We start from the raw sequence: 23952 nt of genomic DNA on the forward strand, positions 1-23952 counted from the left end.
CTGGGCAGCGCCAACGCGGTGCCGGTTCGACCGTCTCAGCTGCCGCCACTCACTGGACAATATAGTAGACATAGTCCACCATATTGTTTCCGACGTATGAAGCGTCGGCCAAAGCGAACAAAGTTACAAAAAAACAAGGGGAACTTATGTCGCATCCAACCACGTCAGCCGACGTGGTGCTGTCCGTTCGCAATCTCACGGTGGATCTTCCGCCGGGAATGGAGCGCACCCACGCGGTCAAGAATATCTCTTTCGACCTCCACGCAGGTGAAATCCTGTGCATTATCGGTGAATCCGGGTCCGGCAAATCCGTCACTGCCAGCACGATCATGGGGCTGTTGTCGCCCGTGATAAAAGTCAGCTCCGGCGAAATCCATTTCAAGGGAATGGACATACTTGCGGCCAGGGAAGATAAAATCCGGCCGCTGCGTGGTCAGGCGGTCTCAATCATTTTCCAGGATCCGCTCTCCGCGCTCAATCCGCTGATGACAATCGGGGATCAGATCGCCGAAGTGCTTGAAGCGCATGGCTATGGAACGCCTGAAACCCGCAAGACCAAGGTTCTGGATCTACTTGAAGAAGTCGGTCTTCCCGACCCGCCTCTGATGCGGCTGCAATATCCATTCCGTCTGTCTGGCGGACAACGCCAGCGGGTCATGATCGCCATGGCACTGGCACTCGACCCGGATGTCCTGATTGCCGATGAGCCAACAACCGCTCTCGACGTTACCACCCAGGCGCAGATCCTTGAGCTCATCCGCAAGATACAGAAGCGCAAGAACATGAGCGTCATGTTCATCACCCACGATTTCGGCGTCGTTGCCGAAATTGCCGATCGCGTCGTGGTGATGGAGAAGGGATATCTTGTGGAGCAGGGAAGGGCGGACCAGGTTCTGGTCAATCCTGTCCACCCTTATACCCAGCGACTTGTCGCTGCGGTTCCGCGGATGCGGAGCACTGAGCGTTCAGTCAGCGAAGAAGCCCCCGTCGTTCTCAAGGTCGAAAATCTTGAGAAGGAATATCGCAGCTCCGGCTCGTTTTTCCGCAAGGCCCGTATCGTCAAGGCAGTCAATGGTGTCAGCTTCAAGCTTCACAAGGGCCAGACCCTTGGTATCGTTGGTGAAAGCGGGTCGGGCAAGTCCTCGCTCGGGCGTGTCCTGCTGAAATTGCTGGAGGCGGATGGCGGTTCAATATGCTTCGATGGCCGTGACATAGCAGCGATGGACGAAACGACGTTTCGATCGTTGCGACCCTATATCCAGATGATTTTTCAGGATCCTTTCGCGTCGCTTAATCCCCGCCATACGATCGGCAGGATCTTGACGGTCGGCCCCGTTGCCCACGGAATGGCTGTGCATGAGGCGAGAATAAAGGCTCTGGGAATTCTGAAGCTCGTGGGGCTGGATGAACAGGCCTATGACCGTTACCCGCACGAATTCTCCGGCGGCCAACGCCAGCGCATCGGCATTGCCCGTGCACTGATGTTTGATCCGGTCGTCCTTGTGGCCGACGAAGCCGTGTCTGCTCTCGACGTTTCCATACAGGCGCAGGTTCTGGAGCTTCTGGCGCGGGTGCAGGCTGAAATGAAGGTTGCGATGATCTTCATCACCCACGACTTGAGAGTCGCAAGCCAGATTTGCGACGATGTGCTTGTCATGCACAAGGGAACGGTTGTCGAACAGGGGCCGCCGACAAAAATCTTCCGGTCGCCGGCCCATCCCTATACCCGCAAACTCGTTGCTGCGATCCCCGGTGCGGACTGGGAACCTGCGCCAACTGCCGTCGGCACATAACATCGAAGTCTGACGAGCCGGACATCTCGTCAGACTTTGCATCGCGCGACATCAAAGACCGATTGCACCGCCGGATTATCGTGGATCCGGCGGCGCGAGAGGTTTTCCTTTTAAATATATGATTTAAATAATAAAAATATGATTTCAGGAATAAAAAGTAGTTGCGTTTGTCTACTAATTATCCTTTCATTCAGTCACGAAACTGACATACGACATGGCCGAAAACCTGCACTGCGGCACGCCGGGAAAGCGTGTGCGCCAATGTCGATCTTTGACCATTCGAACGGAAACTCCATGTCCAAACCAACTGAAAACCCGCCGACATCGCCAACTGATATCAATCTCGACGTGCTTGAAGACACGCTGAGCTTTTACATCCGCACGATCAACCTTGCCGTATCGCGCGATCTCGATGCCCGGCTGGACGGGCTGGATGTGGCGAAGGGAACTGGAAAGATCACGACCCTGCTGCTCGTCGATGACTACCCGGGTATCCGTCCTTCAGTGATAGCTCATCTGACGATGCGGGACCGGTCTGCAATGGGCAGGATCATCGACCAGATGGTGTCGCACGATCTGATACGCCGGGAAGTGTCGCAGGAGGACAGCCGCGCCCAGGAGCTTTACATCACCGAAGCCGGAGCGGCGCTTGCAACGAAAATCCGGGAGATCGTTCCGCAGCAATCGCGCGATTTCTTCAGCTTCATCCCGGAACACGAGCAGAAGCAGGTTATCGACATTTTGCGTCGCGCCTACCGCCATATTGTGGGGCTAGCATGATGGAACGAACGACAAAACGCGTTGCTCTCATATCCGGTGCAAGTCGGGGTATAGGCGACCATATCGCTGCTACTCTTCTTGGCGAAGGCTGGTCGGTATCGCTTGGTATGCGCAGCCCGTCGCTGCCGCAATGGGCTGTGGGTCACGAGGGACAGGTCCATCTTGCCCATTATGACGCAAATGATGCGAGTGCGGAGAAGCGCTGGGCCGATGAAGCGCATCAGCATTTCGGTCGTATCGATGCTGTCGTGGCCAATGCCGGCATCATGATACCGAAGACAGTGATCGAAGCAGATGACGAAGACATCGACGCCATGCTTGCGGTCAACGTCAAGGCACCGAGAAGGCTGGTTAAAGCCGCCTGGGAGGCGTTGAGCGAGAGCGGTCGTGGCCGGGTCATCATCCTCGCTTCCCTCTCTGGCAAGCGGGTGAAGTCCGCATCTGCCGGTAGCTATTCTCTCTCCAAATTCGCGGCGGTCGCGCTTGCGCATGCCATCCGACAGGCGGGCTTCGAAAGCGGCGTGCGCGCGACAGCCGTATGCCCCGGTTTCGTTGCGACCGATATGGCGACCGCCTTATCCGAACGGCCGGCGGATCAAATGACCCAGCCCGCCGATCTTGCCCGCATCATTGCCATGCTGCTGTCCTTACCGAATGAGGCTTCCGTCGCCGAATTCGCCATCAATTGCCAGCTTGAGGAGTTTTTTTGACATGCCCGGTCCTTATGTCGTTCCCGTCCATGGCGATGCGGAATTGCCGAAAGAAGTCGATGTCGTCGTCATTGGCGGCGGCATTATCGGCACCTCCACCGCGCTTGAACTCGTCGATCAGGGGCTGCGTGTTGCGCTTTGCGAAAAGGGCGGTATCGGCCACGAGCAGTCGAGCCGCAACTGGGGCTGGGTGCGCATTTCCCGCCGCGACCCACGCGAGGTGCCCTTGATGGCAGAATCGCTGCGCATCTGGGCGGATCTCAATCGTCGTACAGGGCGGGAGACTGGTTTCAAGCGTTCCGGCATCGTCTTTACATGCGCAAACGAAAAGGAATTTTCCGAGCACGAACGCTGGAACCGCAATCTGGAAGGCTACCAGATTGAAAGCCGCATGCTGAGTGCAAAGGAATTCAAGGCGAAATATCCTCATTCCAACATGGATGTCGCCGGTGCGCTCTATACTGCCGGTGATTGCCGGGCCGAGCCGCAGCGCGCCGCGCCTGCCATTGCGGAAGCTGCCCGCGACCGCGGCGTCTTCATCCTGACCGAATGCGCCGTGCGCGGTCTGCAGCTTTCCGGCGGCAAGGTGTCTGGTGTCGTGACAGAGCGCGGTGAAATTGCCTGCAAGGCGGCGGTCATGGCGGGTGGCGCGTGGTCCAGCCTGTTTCTCGGCAACAACGGTCTCGATCTGCCGCAGCTCAAGGTCATGAATTCCGTGCTGCGCACAAAGCCGCTGGAAGGCGGCCCGGAAGAGGCAATCTGGTCGAACGGTTTTGCGATCCGCAAGCGCCTCGACGGCGGATATACGATCGCGAACGGCTTCCAAAACATCGTCGACATCGTGCCCGCATCTTTCCGTTATGCACTGAAATTCCTGCCGGCTCTGCGGCATGAGTGGCGCTCGCTCGACCTGCGCCTGACTGGCCGCTTTTACGATGAATGGCGCATTCCGCGCCGCTGGGCGCTCGATGAGGCTTCGCCCTTCGAATATAATCGCGTGCTCGATCCCGTTCCGGCGATGGACATGACGGACGGCGCCTTTGCCAAGCTGAAGAAGGCCTTCCCCGTTTTCGAAAAGGCCGAAATTTCGCAGCGCTGGGCGGGCATGATCGATGTGACGCCCGACGCTATTCCGGTCATCGACAATATCGACGCCATTCCGGGCTTTCATGTTGCAACCGGCTTTTCCGGCCATGGCTTCGGCATCGGCCCGGCGGCTGGAAAACTCATGGCTGATATCGTCACAGGCCGCAATCCGATTGTCGATCGTCGCGATTTCCGTTTCAGCCGCTTCAGCGACGGCTCGAAGATCGAGCTGGTCAGCGGCTTTTGAAATGAGAAGCCCGGCGGTCAGGTGCCGCCGATCCTTTTGACGCATGAGGCAGGCAACTGCTGATGGGAGTAGTACCGCCCAAAGAGGCGGAAGCAAAAATAATCGTCGTGTTCAACCATCGGATCAAGGGGAACTAAAAAATGTCCGACCAGAACAAGCCGCTTATCAATACCACCCGCCGCCAGGCACTCGGCCTTTTGGCGCTCGGCGCATCCGGCGTCGTCCTTTCCGGTCTTCCGGGTTTTTCCCGCGCCATGGCGCAGGACAAGGCCGCCAAAGGCCAGCTCACGGTCGGCTTCTCGCAGGAGCCTACCGTGTTCAATCCACATATGCCGCATATTGAAGTAGACGAAGGCATCCATTTCAGCATCTTCGACCCGCTGTTTTATGTCGACGAGAAAGGTGCCTTCGTGGCAGCTCTCGCCGCCGAAGTGCCGACGGTCGAAAACGGCGGCATTTCCGCCGATGGTCTCAACTGGAAGGTCAAGCTGCGTGACGACGTCAAATGGCACGACGGCAAGCCGTTCACCGCTGAAGACGTGAAGTTCACGCTTGAACTTCTGGTCGATCCCAACTTCCGTTCATGGCGCAAGACCGGGCACGAATTCGTAAGGGATTTGACCGTGGTTTCGCCGACGGAAATTACCTGGAAGATGGAAAAGCCATTCGCGCCCTATCCCTCGATCCTTGCTTCCACATTTATTACGCCGAAGCACCTCCTAGGTGCGGAAGCTGACCGCAATACCGCCGCCTATAACAACGCGCCGGTCGGAACGGGCGCATTCAAATGGAAGGAGCGGGTTGCGGGTGACTACATTCTGCTCGACGCCAATACCGAGTATTTTGGTGATGGCCCGCATATAGAGCGTCTGGTCTACAAATACGTACCCGACCTGAATGTGATGTACACCCAGTTCAAGACCGGCGACATAGACGTGGTGGGCCTGCAATGGATCACACCCGACCATTATGACGAGGCCAAGGAACTCGCCGGCAAGGTGGTCAACGTCGTGCCGGGCTCGACGATTGAATCCCTCTCGTTCAACATGGAACGTCCACAGTTCAAGGAGCCGGCGGTAAGAGAGGCGCTTTATGCGGCGATCGACAAACAGTCGATCATCGAGGCACTTTATTACGGTTTGCCCACACCCACCGAAAGCTACGTTCCGCAGCAGTCTTTCTATTACAATCCGGATCTTCCCAAGCATGAATATTCCATCGAGAAAGCTAAAAAGCTGCTCGACGATGCGGGCTGGGCGCCCGGGGCGGACGGCATTCGCGCCAAGGATGGCGTGAAGCTCGCCTTCACCTGCTCCACGACAGCGGGCAATCACATCCGCGAACAGGTTCAGCAATACATGCAGCAATCCTTCAAGGATATCGGCGTGGAGATGACCATTTCGAACCTGCCGCCAGCTGTCATGTGGGGTGACTACTGGATGCTGTCGAAGTTCGATTCGGTTATCGTCGGGCTCGACTTCCTGACCGGCCCGGATCCCGATACCTCCGACTTCTTCCGCTCGACGTCGAGTGCTGCAAAAGGCGGCTCGGGCCAGAATACCTGGCAGTTCGTCAACAAGGACGTCGATGATCTTCTGGCCAAGGGCGGCAGTCTCTTCGTGCCGGAGGAGCGCAAGGCCGTCTACCTGAAGATCCAGGAGATCATGCGCAAGGAACTGCCGCTGTTGCCGCTGTTCCAGTACGCAACGGTGCGTGGTCACAAGCAGGGCGTCGAAAACGTGAAGCCAAACGTCAATAACCGCATCGATACCTGGAACGTTGCGACCTGGCGTCTGGCGTAAAGCCTGCCGCAGACAGGGCTTTATGCCCGATCCATGTGAAGTGCCGGCTCTGAAGCAGCCGGCACTCTGACGGCTATTCGTGGATGGTTGCTAGCCAGTTCCACGATGCGACCTGGAGTCTCATCATGCTGACCTTTCTTCTCCATCGGATATGGCAGAGCCTCGTACTTCTGCTGCTTGTCTCGATCATCGGTTTTGCCATCCTCAACCTCGCGCCTGGCGGGCCATTGTCGCAATTTGCCCTGACGCCCGGCATGACGCGGGAGGCGCTTGATCGCATCGCCCACCAGATGGGTCTTGATCGACCCTTGCCGGTGCAATATCTCGAATGGGCCTGGCGCCTGCTGCAAGGCGATTGGGGGAAATCCTATCGCGACCAGCGTCCGGTTCTCGATATCATCTCCGGGCATTTGTTTGCGACCCTGCTGTTGATGGTCTCATCAACCGTCGTATCCATCCTTGTCGGCACCTGGATCGGTATCAAGGGGGCGACCAAACGTTACACGCTGTTCGATTACACCGCCACGGTCGGGGCCATGGTGGCGCTTTCAATTCCCACCTTCTGGTTCGGGCTGGTGGCCATCTATGTTTTCGCGCTCAGGCTGAAATGGCTACCGGCGGGCAACATGTATACGATCGGCGATCAGTCTTTTTATGACTATGCAATTCACCTGATCATGCCGAGCCTGGTACTTGCCCTCGTCAACATCGCCGTCTGGAGCCGCTACATGCGGACTGCGACGCTTGACGTCATCAATCAGGATTTTGTCCGCACCGCCCGCGCCAAGGGGCTGACCCCGCGCCGGGTTCTGATGAAACACGTCGTCGGCAATGCACTTCTGCCAATGATTACCCTTGCCGGTCTCCAGCTCCCGACGATTCTCGGCGGCGCGCTTGTCACGGAGACGGTCTTTACCTGGCCCGGCATGGGCCGCCTGTTCCTCGATAGCCTTGGTTATCACGACTACCCCGTCGTGATGGGGCTTCTGATGTTTTCCGCAATCCTCGTACTCATCGGAAGCCTGCTCGCTGACCTCATGGTTGCTCTCGTCGATCCCCGCATCCGGCTCGGATAGAGCCGGATCGACGAAACGCCGCACTCAATCGAAGGAAAGACCATGTCCGCTGCAACCCTCCATCCCTCGCAGGCCGCACCGCGGTTTCACTGGTGGCAGAACCGCACGCTGCGCCGTTTCGCCCGCCACAAGCTTGCTGTGCTCGGCCTCATCATGATCACCGTCATGATTTTCGCCTGCGTGGTCGGGCCCTATCTCTTGCCTTACGATGAATTGTTCATCGATCTGCGCGCCCGTTTTGCCCCGCCGATGACCGGTTACCATATTTTCGGCACCGATCCGCTCGGACGCGACATAGCCGCGCGCCTTTTCAATGCCGGCCGCATTTCACTGCTGGTCGGGTTTTTCGCCATGGTGCTGTCGACACTGATCGGCACCATCATCGGTGTCGTTGCCGGTTATTATGGCGGGCGCATCCGCGCGATACTGATGCGTTTCGTCGATGCCTTTCTGTCTTTCCCGAGTATTTTCCTGCTTCTCGCTCTGGCTGCTTTCGTCAAGCCGAGCCCGTTCATGATCACGGTTATCATTGCCGTCACGAGCTGGATGGAAATTGCCCGTCTGGTTGAAGCGGAAGTGCAGTCTCTGCGCGAACGCGACTTCGTCATGGCAGCCCGTATGCTGGGCCTGCCCAATGGCTGGATCATGTTCCGGGAACTGCTGCCGAATGCTGTCGGCCCCATCATCGTTGCCGCGACCCTGACGGTTGCGCGTGCCATCCTTCTGGAAGCCTATATCAGCTTTCTCGGTTATGGCATTCAGCCGCCGCTGCCGAGCTGGGGCAATATGTTGAATGGAGCCCAGCAATATCTCGACAAGGCGCCCTGGCTCGCCATCGTGCCGGGCGTCGCCATCACGCTTGCCGTCACCAGCTTCAATTTCATCGGTGATGGGCTTCGTGATGCGCTCGATGCGCGCAGCGACCTGAACTGAGGGTGTCGGTAGATGGTTTCGTTCTCACCCTTTGACGTGACACTGTGGTATGCGACCGCAGCTTCAGCACCGCATACGGAGCCTCTTTCGGGTCGCGTGCGGGCCGATGTCTGCGTCGTCGGCGCGGGTTATACCGGTCTGACGACCGCATTGGAGTTGGCGAAAACCGGCATCAATGTCGTGCTTCTGGAGCGGCAGGAAATCGGCTTCGGCGGTTCGGGCCGCAATGCCGGACATTGCACCCCGACCTTTACCCATTATAGCCTGCCCGAGCTGCGCAGGATGCTGGGTGAGCCCTGGGCGGAACGGCTGATCGAACGGCAGACGCGGGCGAATGACCGCGTATCGAGCATGATCCGCGACTATCAGATCGACTGCGAATGGGTACAGAACGGTTATGTGATGGGCGCACCGCATAAGGGCGCCATGGATGAGATCAGGCGCAAGGTCGAGACCTATAATGCGGTGGGCGCGAAAACCCGGCTGCTCGACCGTGACGAGGTGGAAGCGGTCACCGGCAGTCCGCGTTTCGACGGCGGCTGGCTGCACGAAGAGGCAGGTCACCTCAATCCGCTCGGTTACGCCCGCGGTCTCGGCCGTGCTGTCATCCAGGAGCGCGGAAAGATATTTACCGGCTCGGCGGTGACGGGTTGCGAACGCGACATAACCGGAGGCTGGAAGGTCAAGACCGATCGCGGAGAAGTGGTCGCGTCGAAAGTGATCTTTACCACTGGCGCCTATACGGTGGGTGGTTGGCCCAAGCTGGATCGGACGTTCAAGATTCAACGCGTGTTCGTGGCCGCCACGCAAATTTTGTCCGAAGAGACCCGCCGGACCGTCCTGCCGCAGAACACAACCATTCATGATGGTCGCGGCGATATCTACGTCTACAAATACAATGCCGAAGGCCGGATCGTCGCATCGATGTTTCCCATGGGACGCCGCGGCCACGACATGGCCTATACGAGACAGGTCATGAGCGAACGGCTCAAATGGCTGCATCCAAAGCTCCGGGAAGAGATCCGCTGGGAGTATTTCTGGTTCGGCGAACTCGATATGCAATATCGCACCGTACCGCGGTTTTATGGTCTGGCGCCGGGCGTTGTGGCTTTGACCGGTCTTTCGGGCCGTGGTGTGCCGACCGGCTCGATGCTCGGTTCCATTCTTTCGGAATGGGCGCTTGGCAAGCCGGAGAACGAGCTTGCCCTGAAGCTGGAACCACTGAAGGCAGCTCCCTTCTTTATGGGTTTCGCACCCGCAATGGCGCTGCGTTACTACCGGCTGCGCGACAACATATCCACGAAACTAGCTGGGGCGGAACTGCCACCCCATGCCTGAACCGGCGCGGCCACAAGGTCCGCGCCAACATTGACAAAGCAAGGAGAATTCCCGTGACAATGCCGATTTTCAACATTTCCGATGACGTGGATCTTGTTCCGGCCATGCCCGCCGAAGGCCGTGAAGGTGGTTCGTATCGTCGCCAGATATGGCAGGACCAGATCGAAAATGGCACGATCGTCGCAGTCTGGAAGGCCGAGCCCGGCATCTACAACTATCCGGGTCGTGACCTCGAGGAAACTTTTGTCGTCGTTGAGGGTGAGGCAATGTATTCGCAGGCCGAAGCCGACCCGGTGAAGATCGGTCCCGGATCGATTATCAGCATCGCCAAGGGCGTGCCAAGCCGCCTCGAAATCCTGTCGCCGTTCCGCAAGCTCGCAACTGTCATCCCGAAGCCGTGAGGTTTGGGGGAGGGGTGCCTGCAGACTTAAGGCGGGCTGTGTCCTGTATTCGCGGCACGAGGATTTAGGTCTCGCCGATCTGTCGTTCGTCACAGCGATCCGGTGCAACGCTGATGGCCCGACAATCAAAGATTTAAAGAAACAGGGCTCCGAGGAGACGCAGAGCCCTGTTTGCGTTCAATGGTTTGGGAAGCAGCTGGTGCAAAACAGGCCACTCATTTGAAACATCCTTGTGACCGTCATCCCTTTTCCCAGCCCCAGCCGGTGCGAAAAAGCGGTGCCAGGGCCAGGGCGTTGATCCCTTGCTTATGGGGGCGTGCATCGGACATACTTGCACTCGAACCACAAAGGACCAAGGGCAAGACGAGCCAGCGACGTTAGTGCCGGCTCGCGGAGCCATGCGGGAAGATTTTACCTCATGAATACGCGATTTCTCGAAACTTTCCTCTGGGCTGCACGACTGAACAGCTTTTCGGCGGCCGCGGAACGGTTGAATACCACCCAGGCGTCGGTGTCCAACCGAATTGCCGCCCTCGAAAGGGAGCTTGGCGTCGTGCTTTTCACGCGCGATGTGCGCTGCGTCAACTTGACACCTGCTGGTCGTCTGGCGCTGCAGCATGCCGAAAAGATCGTCAATCTGACCGGTGAGTTCCGACAGATCGTGAGTAGCCGGGAGGCGCTGAGAGGCACAGTGCGAATCGGTGCTGCCGACACGATCGTCTATGCTTGGTTGCCGCTGCTCATCCGCCGCATGAACGAACGTTACCCCGGCGTCAGTCTGGATCTGACCATCGACACCAGCCTGAAACTATCCCAGCGCATTCAAAACGGTGAGGTGGATGTCGGTTTCATCATGGGGCCGATCATGGCTGCAAATATCTACAATTCACCGCTCTGTACGTTCGAGTCCTGTTGGGTTGGCGCGGTTGAATTGCCGCTGCCGGAAACGGGCGTCACACTCGAAGATATCGCGCATTTTCCGTTACTTACCTTCTCGACAGGCTCGCAGCCACATCAGGCGTTGCGCGCGTTGCTCGATTCTCACGGGTTGTCCGACAGCCGCATCTATAATTCCAATTCGCTGTCGATCATGACCCGCCTTGTGGCCGCGGCCGTTGGGGTGGGCGCTTTGCCGCGTGTGCTGGTGGACGGCATCATCAAATCCGGTGAGGCGCGTATTCTCGACATTAGTCCGTCAGTACCGCCCCTCACATTTCACACCGTTTATCAGGAGCGTGGCGACAACGCGATTGCCCGGGCCATTGCCGATATGGCGACGGAAATCGTCAGTGAAACCACCACGCAATGGATGACGGCTGCCGCCTAAATTTTGCGCTGCAGCGCAAAATGATTAATCTATAAGCTTACCTTATGGGTTTCGATAGAGTTTTTCCGTTTGTAATGAAAACAGTTCCCGTTCTTAATTCTCCTCGCAACATGAGAGGAGAGCAACGTGAAAGTCTCACTTGTTCAAATGAATACCCAGAATGACAAGGCAGAAAACCTTAAGGTTGCTGCCGATCTTATTGAGAAGGCAGTCAAGGCGGATAATCCTGACCTTGTTGTTCTTCCGGAATACTTCGCATTTCTTGGAGATAATCCCCAGGAGATGCATGAGAGCGGGGAGGAATTCCCTGACGGCGAGATTTACACGCTGCTCTCGGGGCTGGCCAAGAAGCACGCGATCACGCTGCATGCCGGCTCCATCGTCGAGAAGGAAGGCAATCGCTTTTACAATTCGACGCTCGTTTTCGGGCCGGATGGCAAACAGATCGCGCGTTACCGCAAGATGCACCTGTTCGACGTCGATACGCCAAACGGCATCAGCTACCGCGAATCCGACTCCGTTGCCCGTGGCGAAGAAGTGGTGATCTACAAGGTTGGCGACAAGACGGTCGGTTGTGGCATCTGCTATGATATTCGCTTCCCTGAACTGTTTCGCGCCCTGCGGGACAAGGGTGCAGACGTCATCGTTCTGCCAGCGGCCTTCACCCTGATGACAGGCAAGGACCATTGGGAAGTTCTGGCGCGCGCCCGTGCCGTCGAAACCCAGACCTACTTTCTGGCCGTCGGCCAGATCGGCACCCATGCGGGTGGCAAGAAGGCATGCTGGGGGCATTCCATGGTCATCGATCCGTGGGGCCACATCGTCGCCCAATGCTCCGACAGCGTTGGAACGGCCGGTGCCGTCCTTGACTTCGACTATTCGGCCAAGGTGCGCGCCAACGTACCGGTGGCGAACCACCACGTTCTCTGATCGGAGAAAGACTCAATGTTTATCGCCAACCCCATGCCCGAACAGATCGGTGCCGACATCATCGAGCTTCTTGAGAAGGTCGAAGTCGCAACGATCGGTCACGTGCTTCACTCCGGCTTCGTCGATCCTGAAATCCGCGCCGTCCTTCCGGGCAAACGTGTGGCAGGCACTGCCGTCACGCTGCGCATCCCCAATGCGGATTCGACCATGCTCCACTATCTGTCGCAGTTCGTGCGTCCCGGGGATATCGTCCTCATCGACCGTTGCGGCGATACCCGTCACGCCTGCTGGGGCGGTGTCATCACCAACACCATGAAGATGGCCGGCGTTAAGGCCGGGGTCGTTGATGGCCCGGCGACCGACTTCTCGGAGTTCGCCAAGGTCGACATGCCGATGTGGTGCCGTGGTCCTTCGCCCATCACCACCAAGATCCTCGGCCTCGAAGGCGCGATCAACGTTCCGATCAGCGTCGGCGGCCAGGTGATCAATCCGGGCGATGCGATCCTGTGCGATGAAAGCGGTGTTGTCGCTCTTCATCCAAGCCAGGCTCGAGCCATGGCTGAACGCGCCATCGGCATGCAGGAAGCCGAACTCGTGCTTCTGGAGCGCCTGCGCAACGGTGAGAAATTGCCGGACATTTCTGGCGCCAACAAGCTCGTTCAGGCCAAGCTGAGCGCCTGACATCGTCTTATGGGTGGCGGATCAGTCCGCCACTCCAAATAACAATAGAGGAGAACAGGACAATGAAGAAAACAATACTTCTGAGTGGGATTCTCATGCTCGGCGCGGCCGCTCTGCCGGCGCACGCCCAGCAGACCGTGACGTTCCTCGGCTATAGCGGCCTTTTCCAGGAGCGTTACACCAAGGCGGTCATCGAACCTTTCATGGCGGCTAACCCTGATATCAAGATCGAATATTTCCCGCAGCAGGGCTCTGCTGCAATGCTCGGCTCGCTGCGCGCCCAGAAGGCTGCGCCGCAGTCCGATATCGCTCTGATGGATGTCTCTGTCGCCAAAACAGGTACGGACGAAGGTCTGTTTGACAAGATCGACGAAAGCGTAACCAAGAATGTCGCCGACCTCTATCCTAATGCCCGCTTCGAAGGCGTGGCCGGGGTTGGCGTAACGTTCGACAATCTCGTGCTCATCTACAATACCGATGCCATCAAGACGGCTCCCGACAGCTGGAACGCTCTGAAGGATAGCGCCCTCAAGGGTAAAGTCGCCATGCTGAGCGCCCCCGATATCGTCGGTATCGGTACCACCATCATCATGGACCATATGAATGGCGGCACTGATTTCATCAAGAACATCGATGCCGGCATCAATGCGATGGCTGAAGTTGCTCCGAATGTGCAGACCTGGGAGCCGAAGCCGGAAGTCTATCCGAACGTTGTCAACGGCCAGGTTTCGCTAGGCGTGGGCTGGAACGCCCGCAGCCAGGTGAATGCTGACGGTTCCAAAGGCAAGATGAAGGTGGTTCTTCCGAAGGAAGGCACGATCCTCCAGATCAACACGCTCAACCTCGTCAAGGGTGGTCCGTCATCCGAGGCTGCGCGCAAGTTCGTTGATTATGCGCTGAGCCCGGAAGCCCAGGCTGCCTTTACCGCCGCCATGTATTATGCGCCGACCAATTCCAAGTCCTCTGTCTCTGCCGATGTGAGTGAGCGCACGGTCGTCAAGGCGATGGACAAGGTCATCCCGGTGGATTGGATTGGCCTCTCGAAGGTCCGTGACCAGATTACGCAGGACTGGCGCCGCAAGGTCATTCCCCTCAGCCGTTGAGACTTCTGCGCAGAGCGCAAAAAAAGAAAGGACTTCCGCGGCTCCCATGGCAGTCGCGGAAGCAGCACACCAAAACCCTCGGATCATCTCCTCTGTCGGCGCTGGGGCGGAAGAGGTGGGAGCCGACGCGGACATGCATGCCGAGCGGCCCCCAAGGCCTGCATCGGGGGGCACCGCGAAACGGCGCAGCGAATTTTCGCCGCGCTTGCGTAGATCAAGGGCCAAGGCATTTCCGATTCCCTGCGGGTCGGAGATGTTCTGGAGAAAGGCAAGAAGCCAGAATGGGAACTTCAGATACCATGCAGCCAGGATTCCTCTCGATTCGTTCACTGACCAAGCGCTACGAGACAATCGTCGCCGTGGATAATCTCAATCTCGAGATTCCCAAGGGCGAACTGGTTGCCTTCCTCGGTCCTTCCGGCTGCGGCAAGTCGACGTCGCTGCGCATGATTGCAGGCCTCTCTCCTGTCTCCTCGGGGTCTATCCTGATCGACGGCAAGGACGTGACGAAACTTGCGCCTTATAAGCGTGACATTGGCCTCGTTTTTCAGAGCTACGCGCTCTTCCCCCACATGACGGTCCTCAAGAATGTCATGTTCGGTCTTGAAATGCGCAAAGTGCCTGCTGCCGAGGCGGAACGCCGTGCCCGTGAGGCCATTGCCATGGTGCGTCTGGAAGGGCGCGAGGACCGTCGCCCCGCCCAGCTTTCCGGAGGCCAGCAGCAGCGCGTCGCACTGGCGCGCGCCCTCGTCATCCAGCCGTCCATTCTCTTGTTTGACGAACCTCTTTCCAATCTCGACGCAAAGCTGCGCGACGAGATGCGCGCCGAGATTCGCCGTATCCAGAAACAGCTTGGCATCACTTCCATCTTCGTCACGCATGATCAGGTCGAGGCACTCAGCATGTGCGACAAGGTCGCTGTGCTCAATGGCGGGCACCTGGAACAGCTTGGCACGCCGCACGATCTCTATGAGCGCCCGGCCACTGCATTCGTCGCCTCCTTCGTCGGTCGCACCAATAGGCTGGTCGGCAATGCCGCCGGTGACCGCATCACGGTTGGCGATGCGGTGCTGCGAGCGCCCGGTGCGCACAGCGGTAAGATCGACCTGATGGTACGGCCGCATCGCATGGCCATGACCGTCGCTGGCGACGCCGTCCCCGATTTCGACGGAGCGCCCGTCAATCGCATCGCCGGCGAAGTCCGCGATGTCTATTATGCCGGCGACATCCTCCACTACGAAATCGCCGCTGGCGGGCAGACCCTGTCCGTGGAGCGCGCGACGTCCGGCGGTGAAACGCCGGTCGCAGCAGGCAGCGCGGTCAGTCTCGTCTGGCGCGTGGAGGATACTCTGGTCTTCGGAGCAAACCGATGACGGCGGCGGTCATGATCACGGCTCCCGGTGGCCGTACCTCTTCCATCGTGTTTCTCGCAACCCTTCTTCTTGGACCCATCATTGCGGTCAACGGTCTGGCCTTCGTGTTGCCCGTCTTCAACCTGCTGCTGCTTTCCTTCCGCGAAAGCCTCGGCGGCGGCGGTCTCGGGGAAGCCCATACGCTCGACAACTGGTCGTCGACACTGACCGACGGTTTTTATATCGAGCTGATTGGTCAGAGCATCCTGACCAGCCTTATGATCACCGTTCTCACGCTGCTCGCCTCCTATCCCATCGCGCTCTACCTTCACCGGGCGCAGGGTCGCTGGAAAACGCTTTTGCTGGTGCTGGTCATTTCGCCGCTGCTCACCTCGGCGGTGGTGCGCACTTATGGTTGGATCGCAATCCTGGCGGATGACGGCCTCATCAACAACATCCTCTTCGCACTGGGTGCGCAAGGCGGGGTGCGTCTGCTGTTCAACAAGATCGGCGTCGTCATCGGGCTTACCGAAATCCTGATGCCCTATATGATCCTGGCGCTCCTCGCTGGCTTCGGCAGGCTTGATCCTCGCGTCGAGGAAGCTGCGGAAACGCTCGGCGCATCGCCCTGGAAAGTGTTCTGGCGGATCATCGTGCCGCTCACCATGCCCGGCGTGGCCCTGGGTTGCCTGCTCTCCTTCGTGCTGGCCGTCAGTTCGTTTATCACTCCCAAGCTACTCGGCGGTGGCCGCGTCTTCCTTCTGGCAACGGAAATCTATGATCAGGCCATCGTGACGCTCAACTGGCCACTCGCCGCTACGCTTTCGATGATCATCCTCGTGATTTTCGGTGCCGCCCTGGTGCTCTATTCCCGGCTTCTGCGGGCCATTCTGTAAAGGAGATCGAAGATGGAAGAACGTCCCGCTCCGCTGGCGCTGAAAATTGTCGCCTTCATCATGTTCCTTTTCCTCCTTGCGCCCGTGGTGCTCGTCGTGCCGATCTCGTTTTCGGCCGACAGCTACATGACCTTCCCACCCTCCGGCTGGAGCCTGCGCTGGTATGTGGATCTCATGCACAATTCCAAGATGATCGGCGCCCTCGGCACCAGCACGCTCCTTGCGGTCATCGTTACCGTGCTGTCCATGCTGATTGCGCTGCCCGCCTCCTATGCCATCGTGCGGATGCGGGTGATTGGCGCGGATACATTGCTCGCCTTCTTCACAGCGCCGCTTCTTCTGCCGACTATCGTTCTTGGCCTTGCGATCCTGATCGTCTTTGCCGGTGCGGGCCTGCTCGGCACATTCACGGGTCTCGTGATCGCGCATCTGATCATCGTGTTGCCCTATGCGCTGCGTGTACTCACCACGTCGCTTGCGGGCCTGCCGCTGATCTACGAGGAGGCCGCCTCCACGCTCGGGGCGTCACCTCTTACCGTCTTTCGCCGCGTCACCATGCCGATGATCGCGCCTGGCATCGTTGCAACGGCAGCGCTTTCCTTTCTCGTCTCGTTCGATGAAGCAGTGATTTCGCTGTTCCTCACCGGTCCGCGCATCACGACGCTTCCCGTTGCCATGTATCAGCATGTCGAAACCCAGGCTGATCCGCTTGTTGCCGCCATCTCCGTTCTTCTGATCGTGCTCACGCTTGCCGTCGTCCTGATCGTGGACCGCACGGTGGGCCTCACGAAGACTTTCGTGAAGTAAGGGGCCGGAAAAATGGCTTATCGACAGATCGCAGCCGGCACGACCTATCGTTTCGACGATCTGAAAACCCTGATGGCAAAGGCGACGCCGGAAAGGTCCGGTGACCAATTGGCCGGGATCGCGGCGGAAGGGCCGGTGGAGAGACTGGCGGCGCAGATGGCGCTGGCCGATCTGCCGCTTTCCACCTTTGTTGCACAGGAATTGATCGCCTCGGACGATGACGAGATTTCGGCCCTGATCGCGCGCCAGCACGACGCACTGGCCTTCGCGCCGGTGTCTTCTCTGACGGTTGGTGAATTTCGCGAGTGGCTGCTCAATTCCAAGGTCGGGCACGCGGAACTTGAAGCGGTAAGTTGGGGTCTGACACCGGAAATGGTGGCGGCAGTCTCCAAGATCATGCGTCTGCAGGATCTCGTGACGGTATCGGCCAAACGGGAAGTCTTGACCCGTTTTCGCAACACGATTGGTCTTTCCGGCCGCCTTTCCACCCGCAACCAACCCAATCATCCGACTGACAGTTCCCGTGGCATCGCCATCTCGGCCATTGACGGGTTGCTGCTGGGGAGCGGCGATGCGGTGATCGGTGTTAACCCGGCCACCAGCGCTGTGACGGACTATATCCGCGTCGTGCAGTTGCTTGACGATCTGCGGCAATGGCTGGACATTCCAACCCAGACCTGCTGCCTTGGCCATGTGACGACGGCTATCAAGGCGATGGAGCGCGCTGCACCCGTCGATCTGGTTTTCCAGTCGATTGCCGGTTCCCAGAAGGCCAATGCGGGCTTCGGCATTGATCTTGCCGTTCTGCGAGAGGCTCATGAGGCTGGTCAGTCGCTGAAGCGCGGAACTATCGGCAGCGACCTCATGTATTTCGAGACGGGGCAGGGGGCTGCCCTGTCGGCCGATGCGCATTTTGGTGTCGATCAGCAAACGATGGAGGCGCGTGCCTATGCCGTGGCGCGCGAATTCTCGCCGCTTCTGGTGAATACCGTCGTCGGCTTCATCGGTCCGGAATATCTCTATAATGGCAAGCAGATCATTCGCGCCGGGCTTGAAGATCATTTCTGCGGAAAGCTGCTTGGCCTGCCAATGGGTGTCGACGTCTGCTACACCAACCACGCCGATGCCGACCAGGAAGACATGGACGTGCTGCTGACCATGCTGTGCGCCGCTGATGTGAACTTCGTCATTACCGTGCCAGGCTCGGACGACGTCATGCTGAACTACCAGACGCTTTCCCATCACGATTCAATCTATGCCCGCGAAACGCTGAAGCGTCGGCCTGCGCCGGAGTTTGAGGAGTGGCTTGTGAATATGGGCGTGACGGATGCCGCCGGCCATATGATCGAGAACCCTGCGCTGATGAACCGCGGGCTTCGCGAACTTGATTTTCTTGGAAGGGACGCCGCCTGATGCGTGACCGCCGGCCCTCCCTCATCTCCAGCCCGCCGGAACGTCTCAAGGCCCTGCGTGTGGCAACCGATGCACGCGTGGCGCTCGGCCGCACGGGTGCAAGCCCGCCCACGCGCGCGGTACAGACATTTCTGTTGGATCATGCGCAGGCGCGCCAGGCAGTGTGGCGTCCGCTGGACATTGAAAAAATGGAGCGTGACTTGCGCGCTTCGGGTGCGGATGTCGTGCATGTCGCAAGCCGCGCGCAGGACCGTGCGGATTACCTGCGCCGACCCGATCTCGGCCGTGCTCTTTCAGACGAAGGCCGTCTGGCGCTCGACGGGCAGGCCAAGGGAGCCGATGTCGCATTGGTAATCGCCGACGGGCTTTCCGCAACGGCTGTGGAGATGAATGCAGTGCCGGTGGCAACGGCATTGCTTAATTTACTTGCAAGCAACGGATTGACGGTTGCGCCGCTCACACTTGCCACGCAGGCACGGGTTGCGCTGGCGGATGATGTGGGAGCCGTCCTCGGCGCAAAGGTGGCGGTGATCCTGATTGGCGAGCGCCCGGGCCTTTCGGCAGCCGACAGTCTTGGCGCCTATGTCACCTTCAGGCCGGAGACCGGGCTGCCGGATTCCCGACGCAACTGCATTTCCAATATTCGTGATGGTGGCGTGCCGCCCGTCGAAGCGGCGGGGAAGATCATGACCCTGATCAGCGCCATGTGCCAGCAGGAGACAAGTGGCGTGACGCTGGTTGAATTCGAAAAGCCGCTGACGGCTTTGTTCGACTAGAAACAAAGCAGATCTCATTCATAGCCACGAACCGGCAAGGTGCATCGGCTCGATCCGTTGCGCCTGTTTATTTCGCTTTCGAACCACGAAAATAAAGGCAAGCCCATGGTCCAGAGCCTCTCCACAGCATTCGACGTCGCCGTCATCGGTGCCGGGGTGGTCGGTTGCGCGGTTGCCCGTCGTTTCGCACTGGCTGGTGCGAAGGTAGTGATCGTCGAGAAGGGGTCCGATATTCTTTCCGGGGCATCGAAGGCCAACAGCGCTATCCTCCACACCGGCTTCGATGCGCCCGAAGGCAGTCTGGAGCTGGAATTGGTGAAGGCGGGTCGGGCAGAATATCTGTCCATCTACAGGCAGATGGGCCTTAGCCTCGTTGAAACCGGCGCGTTGGTCTGTGCGTGGAATCCCGACGAGGCGCAAAGCCTGGAGGCGATCGCCGAGCAGGGGCGACGCAACGGCATTGCCGAGCTCGGTCTGCTCACGGCCCGGCAGGCCCGGGAATCCATGCCCGGCTTGTCCGACCGTCTTGTTGCAGCACTCGAAGTTCCGGGTGAACATGTCATCGATCCCTGGTCCGCGCCGCTGGGCTATCTTACGCAAGCGGTGGCGCTTGGCGCGCAGCTGGTGCGCAACGTCGAAGTCCTGTCCGGTGCGTTTGATGGCGCGTGGCGGATAGAGACGACGGCGGGTCCGATCCTTGCGGCAAGCGTTGTCAATGCGGCCGGACTGTTCGGCGATATCGTCGATGCGCGGCTGGGGCTTGTCCCAGACTTCACCATCAAGCCTCGCAAGGGACAATTCGTCGTTCTCGACAAGGCCGCCCGTCGGCACGTGCCGCGCATCGTCCTGCCCGTTCCCACCGAAATCACCAAGGGCATCGTTGTGTGTCCAACCGCCTTCGGCAACGTTCTCATCGGCCCGACGGCGGAAGAACAGGATGACCGCGAGCGTGCGACGGTAGACACGGCGGCGCTGGAAGCGTTGCTGACGCGTGGCAGGGAGATCGTTCCGGCACTCGCCTCCATTCCCGTGACCGCTATCTATGCCGGCTTGCGCCCGGCCTCCGAGAAGAAACATTACCGGATTTCCGCACGGCCGGACCGGCGCGCGATCACGCTTGGCGGCGTGCGATCCACCGGTCTCAGTGCGGCACTTGGTCTGGCGCAGCACGCTCTGGCGCTTCACGAAAGTTTCGGCACGCGCTTCATGCCCCAGCCCGCAGTGCCTCATGTGACGATGCCGAACCTGAGCGAAACCTGCGAGCGGGACTGGCAGCGCGCTGATCATGGCGAAATCGTCTGCCATTGCGAGCTTGTCACCCGCCGTGAGATCGAGGCGACATTTTCCAGCCCGGTGCCGCCGGGTGATTTCGGAGGTCTGCGGCGGCGCACCCGCGCCGGCATGGGGCGCTGTCAGGGATTTTACTGCAACGCCCGGCTGGCCGCGATGACGGGCGACCGTCTGGCTGTACCGCTTGCGGTCCGTCCGGGAGACGATCAATGAGCTCCCGGAAGCCTTTTCAGCAGATGCAAGAAAACGTTCCGGATGCAGATGTAATCGTGGTCGGCGGCGGCCCGGCGGGCGTGGCGGCAGCGCTGGAGCTAAAAGCACGCGGCGTCGCGCGTGTGACGATCCTCGAGCGTGAGCCAGCCCTTGGCGGCGCACCCCGTCATTGCACACATTCGCCTTTCGGCATGCGCGAATTTGGACGCGTTTATTTCGGCCCGGCCTATGCGCGACGTCTGCAGCGGCATGCGCAGGATGCGGGCGTTGATGTCCGCACCGGTCATTCCGTAGTGGAACTGGGACAGGACGGTACGCTGCTGGTTACGTCTGCGCGCGGCGTGGAGACGTTGAAGGCCCGGCGCATTGTGCTGGCGACCGGCGCGCGGGAAAAACCACGCTCAGCGCGGCTCCTGCCGGGCGACCGGCCGGTGGGAGTGATCACCACCGGCACGCTGCAATCCTATGTCGCCTTTCACGGCATCATGCCCTTTCGCCGGCCGCTTATCCTTGGTTCGGAACTGGTTTCCTTTTCCGCGCTTCTCACATGCCTGACGCATGGCGCGCGGCCGGTGGCGATGATCGAGCCTGAGCCGGAACCGCTGGCGCGGTCGCTTTTCCGGTGGTTTCCCCGATTGGTCGGAGTGCCTTTTCATTGCCGCGCAACACTTGTGGACATTCGTGGGAGCGGTCGTGTCGAGGAGGCCGACATCCGGCTGGCAGATGGCCGTATCCTCACCGTCAAGTGCGATGGTGTTCTCCTCACCGGGCGGTTCACGCCGGAGGCTACGCTTCTGAACGCATCCCCTGTTGATGTGGCGGCAGGCAGCGATGGCCCTACGATCGATCAGGACGGCCGGATGGCCAACCCGATGTTCTTCGCCACGGGGAACGTATTGCGGGCCGTGGAAACGGGTGGCTGGTCGTTTCGCGAAGGCCGCCGCGTGGGTGCTGCCGTTGCCGACGATCTCACCTTCGAACCCTGCAACGCAAAGGCAGTGCGTATCGCTTTCGCCGACCCGCTCAAACTCGCGGTACCCACTATGGTGCGATCGGGGGGACTTGACCGGCCGGCTTTTCCCGATTTTCAGCTGCGCTTCATCAGACGTGTTCAAGGCAGGCTTTCGCTTCATCTTGATGGAACCGAAGTGTGGAGCAAGTCCGGCCGGTGGCTGCCGGAACGCCGTGTGCTTGTGCCCATTCCCCGCGCCGCAGTTGAGGCGACCCAGATTGCCTTTCACTTTCAGGAGACGAATTGATGCGCATAGCGGCGATCGATCAGGGAACGACGTCGACCCGATGCCTTGTGATAAGCGACGATGGCACGGCGCAACTCGTCTCAAGCCTGCGTCATGCACAGTTCTATCCAAACCCCGGCCATGTGGAGCATGATCCGGAAGAGCTGTTGCGCAACATCCGCGCGGTACTGGCCGATGCCGGGCCGGTAGATGCGATCGCGATCGCCAACCAGGGCGAGAGTTGCCTGGCGTGGGATGCCGAGAGTGGGGAAGCGCTGTCGCCGGTCATCGTCTGGCAGGATGCCCGCACCGCCGAAGCCCTGGCCGCGTTGCCCCAATCGGCTGCGGAACGATCGAAAGAGATTTGCGGATTGCCCCTCGATCCCTATTTTTCGGCGAGCAAACTGTCGTGGTTGTTAAGGCACAATCCGGCGGTGGCACGGGCGAGAGCCGAAGGGCGGTTGCGCCTGGGCACCACCGACGCATTCTTTCTGGATCGGCTTGCAAGCTGTTTCCGCACCGACCTTGCAACGGCCTCGCGGACGGGACTGCTTGATCTGGCAACCGGTGCCTGGAGCCCGGAACTCTGCGCTCTTCATGGGGTGCCGCTGGATTGCCTGCCCGCAATCGGTCCTGTTAATGGCGGCTTCGGTTCCATCGAGGGAACGCCCATTCGCGTTTCCATCGTCGATCAGCAGGCGGCGCTTTATGGGCACGGTTGCCGCAAACCGGGCGATTGTAAGATAACCTTCGGCACGGGCGCCTTCCTGTTGGCCATCGCTGGTCACGAACGCCCGTTGTCGGGGGAGCTTCTGCCCACCATTGGCTGGCAAAAGCAAGGCGGCGCGGCCATTTTCGCCATAGAAGGCGGGGTTTATGACGCCGGTGCCGCGCTGGAATGGGCGCGAAAGATCGGCCTTTATGTTGACAATACTGAGCTTGACGGTTTTGAGGGTTCATCGGCCGTTCGTCGTGGACTGGTGTTCGTGCCTGCATTTTCGGGCCTTGCCGCGCCATATTGGGATAGACAGGCCGTACCGCTTTTCATCGGCATGGACCACGCAACGGCGCGGAGTGAAATGGTGCGCGCCCTGCTTGAGGGCATTGCCTTGCTGACGGTTCGGTTGATCGAAGCCGCGCAGACTTTCGTTCCCATCGGCGATACGATTTCGATAGATGGCGGCCTGTCGAACAGTCGCTATTTCGCCCGTTTCCTGGCCGCTGCCAGTGGTCGGACCATCTGCGTTCCGGCCATGCGCGAGTTGACGGCGCTTGGTCTCGCGGAACTGTGCGATATCGATGTCACCGCCATGCGAAAAGATGCCGAGATATTCAAACCCGACGGATCGGTCGAAGAAGCGGATCACGCTCGCTTTGCACGCGCCATAGGCAATGCAAGGGGCTGGTCGGGCGGTTGATGTCCACTTGGAATAGCCGGTTCATCGGCAATATCGGTGTGATCCACAACGGCCGCCCGCTCTAGCGGCGGCTTGGTGGCTGAGCGTGTTGGTCCTGCAACCCGAAACCTCCACGCGCGGCGCGGCTTAAATTACCAAATCTTTAGTTGTGTACCAGTTCGCCAATACCTAGCTTTATGGCGAGGCTGCATCCGTTGTGGATATGAGCAAGGAACCGGTAAGCCGGTTTCCTGTTGTTATCCAGGAACAGAGCCTTGGTTCAAGGTCGAGATACCCGTCATGACTGCTCAGGACTGCAATTCGCGCCACTTTCGCCTGCCTCATCAGCGTAACCGAGACATT

The 23952-nt window shown here is 59.3% G+C and carries 21 protein-coding genes; all 21 read left to right on the forward strand.

The window, feature by feature from the left end; translation table 11 throughout:
- Positions 1-146 precede the first annotated feature (146 nt).
- The 21 genes from ACQZ5Y_RS18775 (at position 147) to ACQZ5Y_RS18875 (ending at position 23610) form a co-directional block, all read left to right on the forward strand.
- The gene (locus tag ACQZ5Y_RS18775) at positions 147-1793 is read left to right on the forward strand and encodes an ABC transporter ATP-binding protein (RefSeq protein WP_174059956.1); all 1647 of its coding nucleotides are present in this window, start codon (positions 147-149) and stop codon (positions 1791-1793) included.
- Between the two features lie 294 nt (positions 1794-2087).
- On the forward strand, positions 2088-2573 hold the full coding sequence (locus ACQZ5Y_RS18780) for a MarR family winged helix-turn-helix transcriptional regulator (RefSeq protein WP_035200544.1): 486 nt from the start codon (positions 2088-2090) through the stop codon (positions 2571-2573).
- Complete coding sequence (locus ACQZ5Y_RS18785) at positions 2573-3283, forward strand: SDR family NAD(P)-dependent oxidoreductase (protein WP_019566403.1); 711 nt, start codon at positions 2573-2575, stop codon at positions 3281-3283. Before ACQZ5Y_RS18780 ends, ACQZ5Y_RS18785 begins: the two co-directional genes overlap by 1 nt.
- A 1-nt stretch (position 3284) precedes the next feature.
- Complete coding sequence (locus ACQZ5Y_RS18790) at positions 3285-4616, forward strand: NAD(P)/FAD-dependent oxidoreductase (RefSeq protein ID WP_174059955.1); 1332 nt, start codon at positions 3285-3287, stop codon at positions 4614-4616.
- A 140-nt stretch (positions 4617-4756) separates the two neighbouring features.
- Entirely contained in the window at positions 4757-6418 is a 1662-nt protein-coding gene (locus ACQZ5Y_RS18795; RefSeq protein WP_174059954.1) for a peptide ABC transporter substrate-binding protein, read from the forward strand.
- Between the two features lie 125 nt (positions 6419-6543).
- Positions 6544-7494, forward strand: a complete 951-nt coding sequence (locus tag ACQZ5Y_RS18800) for an ABC transporter permease (protein ID WP_013761327.1) — start codon at positions 6544-6546, stop codon at positions 7492-7494.
- A 42-nt stretch (positions 7495-7536) separates the two neighbouring features.
- On the forward strand, positions 7537-8427 hold the full coding sequence (locus ACQZ5Y_RS18805; RefSeq protein WP_174059953.1) for an ABC transporter permease: 891 nt from the start codon (positions 7537-7539) through the stop codon (positions 8425-8427).
- A gap of 12 nt (positions 8428-8439) precedes the next feature.
- Positions 8440-9765 carry an NAD(P)/FAD-dependent oxidoreductase gene (locus ACQZ5Y_RS18810; protein WP_111800422.1) on the forward strand — a complete coding sequence of 442 codons (1326 nt, stop codon included), beginning with the start codon at positions 8440-8442 and terminating at the stop codon, positions 9763-9765.
- 59 nt (positions 9766-9824) lie between these two features.
- Positions 9825-10166, forward strand: coding sequence for a cupin domain-containing protein (locus ACQZ5Y_RS18815; protein WP_212509374.1), 342 nt, complete (start codon positions 9825-9827; stop codon positions 10164-10166).
- 418 nt (positions 10167-10584) lie between these two features.
- Positions 10585-11493 carry a LysR family transcriptional regulator gene (locus ACQZ5Y_RS18820; RefSeq protein WP_003517687.1) on the forward strand — a complete coding sequence of 303 codons (909 nt, stop codon included), beginning with the start codon at positions 10585-10587 and terminating at the stop codon, positions 11491-11493.
- A gap of 147 nt (positions 11494-11640) precedes the next feature.
- The gene (locus ACQZ5Y_RS18825) at positions 11641-12423 is read left to right on the forward strand and encodes a carbon-nitrogen hydrolase family protein (protein ID WP_236762986.1); all 783 of its coding nucleotides are present in this window, start codon (positions 11641-11643) and stop codon (positions 12421-12423) included.
- Positions 12424-12438: 15 nt separating this feature from the next.
- A complete protein-coding gene (locus ACQZ5Y_RS18830) occupies positions 12439-13104 on the forward strand; it encodes an RraA family protein (RefSeq protein WP_038493653.1) in 666 nt (221 codons plus the stop codon).
- 62 nt (positions 13105-13166) lie between these two features.
- A complete protein-coding gene (locus ACQZ5Y_RS18835) occupies positions 13167-14207 on the forward strand; it encodes an ABC transporter substrate-binding protein (protein ID WP_003517684.1) in 1041 nt (346 codons plus the stop codon).
- 299 nt (positions 14208-14506) lie between these two features.
- Complete coding sequence (locus ACQZ5Y_RS18840) at positions 14507-15580, forward strand: ABC transporter ATP-binding protein (protein ID WP_019566397.1); 1074 nt, start codon at positions 14507-14509, stop codon at positions 15578-15580.
- On the forward strand, positions 15577-16455 hold the full coding sequence (locus tag ACQZ5Y_RS18845) for an ABC transporter permease (protein WP_003517681.1): 879 nt from the start codon (positions 15577-15579) through the stop codon (positions 16453-16455). The genes ACQZ5Y_RS18840 and ACQZ5Y_RS18845 overlap by 4 nt, the downstream gene beginning before the upstream one ends.
- Before the next feature lie 12 nt (positions 16456-16467).
- Complete coding sequence (locus tag ACQZ5Y_RS18850; protein ID WP_013761321.1) at positions 16468-17262, forward strand: ABC transporter permease; 795 nt, start codon at positions 16468-16470, stop codon at positions 17260-17262.
- Between the two features lie 12 nt (positions 17263-17274).
- The gene (locus ACQZ5Y_RS18855; protein ID WP_174059952.1) at positions 17275-18675 is read left to right on the forward strand and encodes an ethanolamine ammonia-lyase subunit EutB; all 1401 of its coding nucleotides are present in this window, start codon (positions 17275-17277) and stop codon (positions 18673-18675) included.
- A complete protein-coding gene (eutC, locus tag ACQZ5Y_RS18860; RefSeq protein ID WP_174059951.1) occupies positions 18675-19451 on the forward strand; it encodes an ethanolamine ammonia-lyase subunit EutC in 777 nt (258 codons plus the stop codon). The genes ACQZ5Y_RS18855 and eutC overlap by 1 nt, the downstream gene beginning before the upstream one ends.
- 105 nt (positions 19452-19556) lie before the next feature.
- Positions 19557-20954, forward strand: a complete 1398-nt coding sequence (locus tag ACQZ5Y_RS18865; protein ID WP_174059950.1) for an NAD(P)/FAD-dependent oxidoreductase — start codon at positions 19557-19559, stop codon at positions 20952-20954.
- Positions 20951-22213: an NAD(P)/FAD-dependent oxidoreductase gene (locus ACQZ5Y_RS18870; protein WP_174059949.1), complete on the forward strand. Its 1263-nt coding sequence runs from the start codon at positions 20951-20953 to the stop codon at positions 22211-22213. The genes ACQZ5Y_RS18865 and ACQZ5Y_RS18870 overlap by 4 nt, the downstream gene beginning before the upstream one ends.
- Positions 22213-23610, forward strand: coding sequence for an FGGY family carbohydrate kinase (locus ACQZ5Y_RS18875; protein WP_174059948.1), 1398 nt, complete (start codon positions 22213-22215; stop codon positions 23608-23610). The genes ACQZ5Y_RS18870 and ACQZ5Y_RS18875 overlap by 1 nt, the downstream gene beginning before the upstream one ends.
- The last annotated feature ends 342 nt before the right edge of the window (positions 23611-23952 follow it).

The organism is Agrobacterium sp. A3-95, assembly GCF_053521785.1.

Coding starts and splice junctions, on each gene's coding strand:
- ACQZ5Y_RS18865 (WP_174059950.1), top strand. CDS start 19,557: ATGGTCCAGAGCCTCTCCACAGCATTCGACGTCGCCGTCATCGGTGCC.
- ACQZ5Y_RS18775 (WP_174059956.1), top strand. CDS start 147: ATGTCGCATCCAACCACGTCAGCCGACGTGGTGCTGTCCGTTCGCAAT.
- ACQZ5Y_RS18830 (WP_038493653.1), top strand. CDS start 12,439: ATGTTTATCGCCAACCCCATGCCCGAACAGATCGGTGCCGACATCATC.
- eutC (WP_174059951.1), top strand. CDS start 18,675: ATGCGTGACCGCCGGCCCTCCCTCATCTCCAGCCCGCCGGAACGTCTC.
- ACQZ5Y_RS18810 (WP_111800422.1), top strand. CDS start 8,440: ATGGTTTCGTTCTCACCCTTTGACGTGACACTGTGGTATGCGACCGCA.
- ACQZ5Y_RS18845 (WP_003517681.1), top strand. CDS start 15,577: ATGACGGCGGCGGTCATGATCACGGCTCCCGGTGGCCGTACCTCTTCC.
- ACQZ5Y_RS18790 (WP_174059955.1), top strand. CDS start 3,285: ATGCCCGGTCCTTATGTCGTTCCCGTCCATGGCGATGCGGAATTGCCG.
- ACQZ5Y_RS18835 (WP_003517684.1), top strand. CDS start 13,167: ATGAAGAAAACAATACTTCTGAGTGGGATTCTCATGCTCGGCGCGGCC.
- ACQZ5Y_RS18815 (WP_212509374.1), top strand. CDS start 9,825: ATGCCGATTTTCAACATTTCCGATGACGTGGATCTTGTTCCGGCCATG.
- ACQZ5Y_RS18840 (WP_019566397.1), top strand. CDS start 14,507: ATGCAGCCAGGATTCCTCTCGATTCGTTCACTGACCAAGCGCTACGAG.
- ACQZ5Y_RS18795 (WP_174059954.1), top strand. CDS start 4,757: ATGTCCGACCAGAACAAGCCGCTTATCAATACCACCCGCCGCCAGGCA.
- ACQZ5Y_RS18875 (WP_174059948.1), top strand. CDS start 22,213: ATGCGCATAGCGGCGATCGATCAGGGAACGACGTCGACCCGATGCCTT.
- ACQZ5Y_RS18855 (WP_174059952.1), top strand. CDS start 17,275: ATGGCTTATCGACAGATCGCAGCCGGCACGACCTATCGTTTCGACGAT.
- ACQZ5Y_RS18825 (WP_236762986.1), top strand. CDS start 11,641: ATGAATACCCAGAATGACAAGGCAGAAAACCTTAAGGTTGCTGCCGAT.
- ACQZ5Y_RS18820 (WP_003517687.1), top strand. CDS start 10,585: ATGAATACGCGATTTCTCGAAACTTTCCTCTGGGCTGCACGACTGAAC.
- ACQZ5Y_RS18780 (WP_035200544.1), top strand. CDS start 2,088: ATGTCCAAACCAACTGAAAACCCGCCGACATCGCCAACTGATATCAAT.
- ACQZ5Y_RS18850 (WP_013761321.1), top strand. CDS start 16,468: ATGGAAGAACGTCCCGCTCCGCTGGCGCTGAAAATTGTCGCCTTCATC.
- ACQZ5Y_RS18785 (WP_019566403.1), top strand. CDS start 2,573: ATGGAACGAACGACAAAACGCGTTGCTCTCATATCCGGTGCAAGTCGG.
- ACQZ5Y_RS18800 (WP_013761327.1), top strand. CDS start 6,544: ATGCTGACCTTTCTTCTCCATCGGATATGGCAGAGCCTCGTACTTCTG.
- ACQZ5Y_RS18805 (WP_174059953.1), top strand. CDS start 7,537: ATGTCCGCTGCAACCCTCCATCCCTCGCAGGCCGCACCGCGGTTTCAC.
- ACQZ5Y_RS18870 (WP_174059949.1), top strand. CDS start 20,951: ATGAGCTCCCGGAAGCCTTTTCAGCAGATGCAAGAAAACGTTCCGGAT.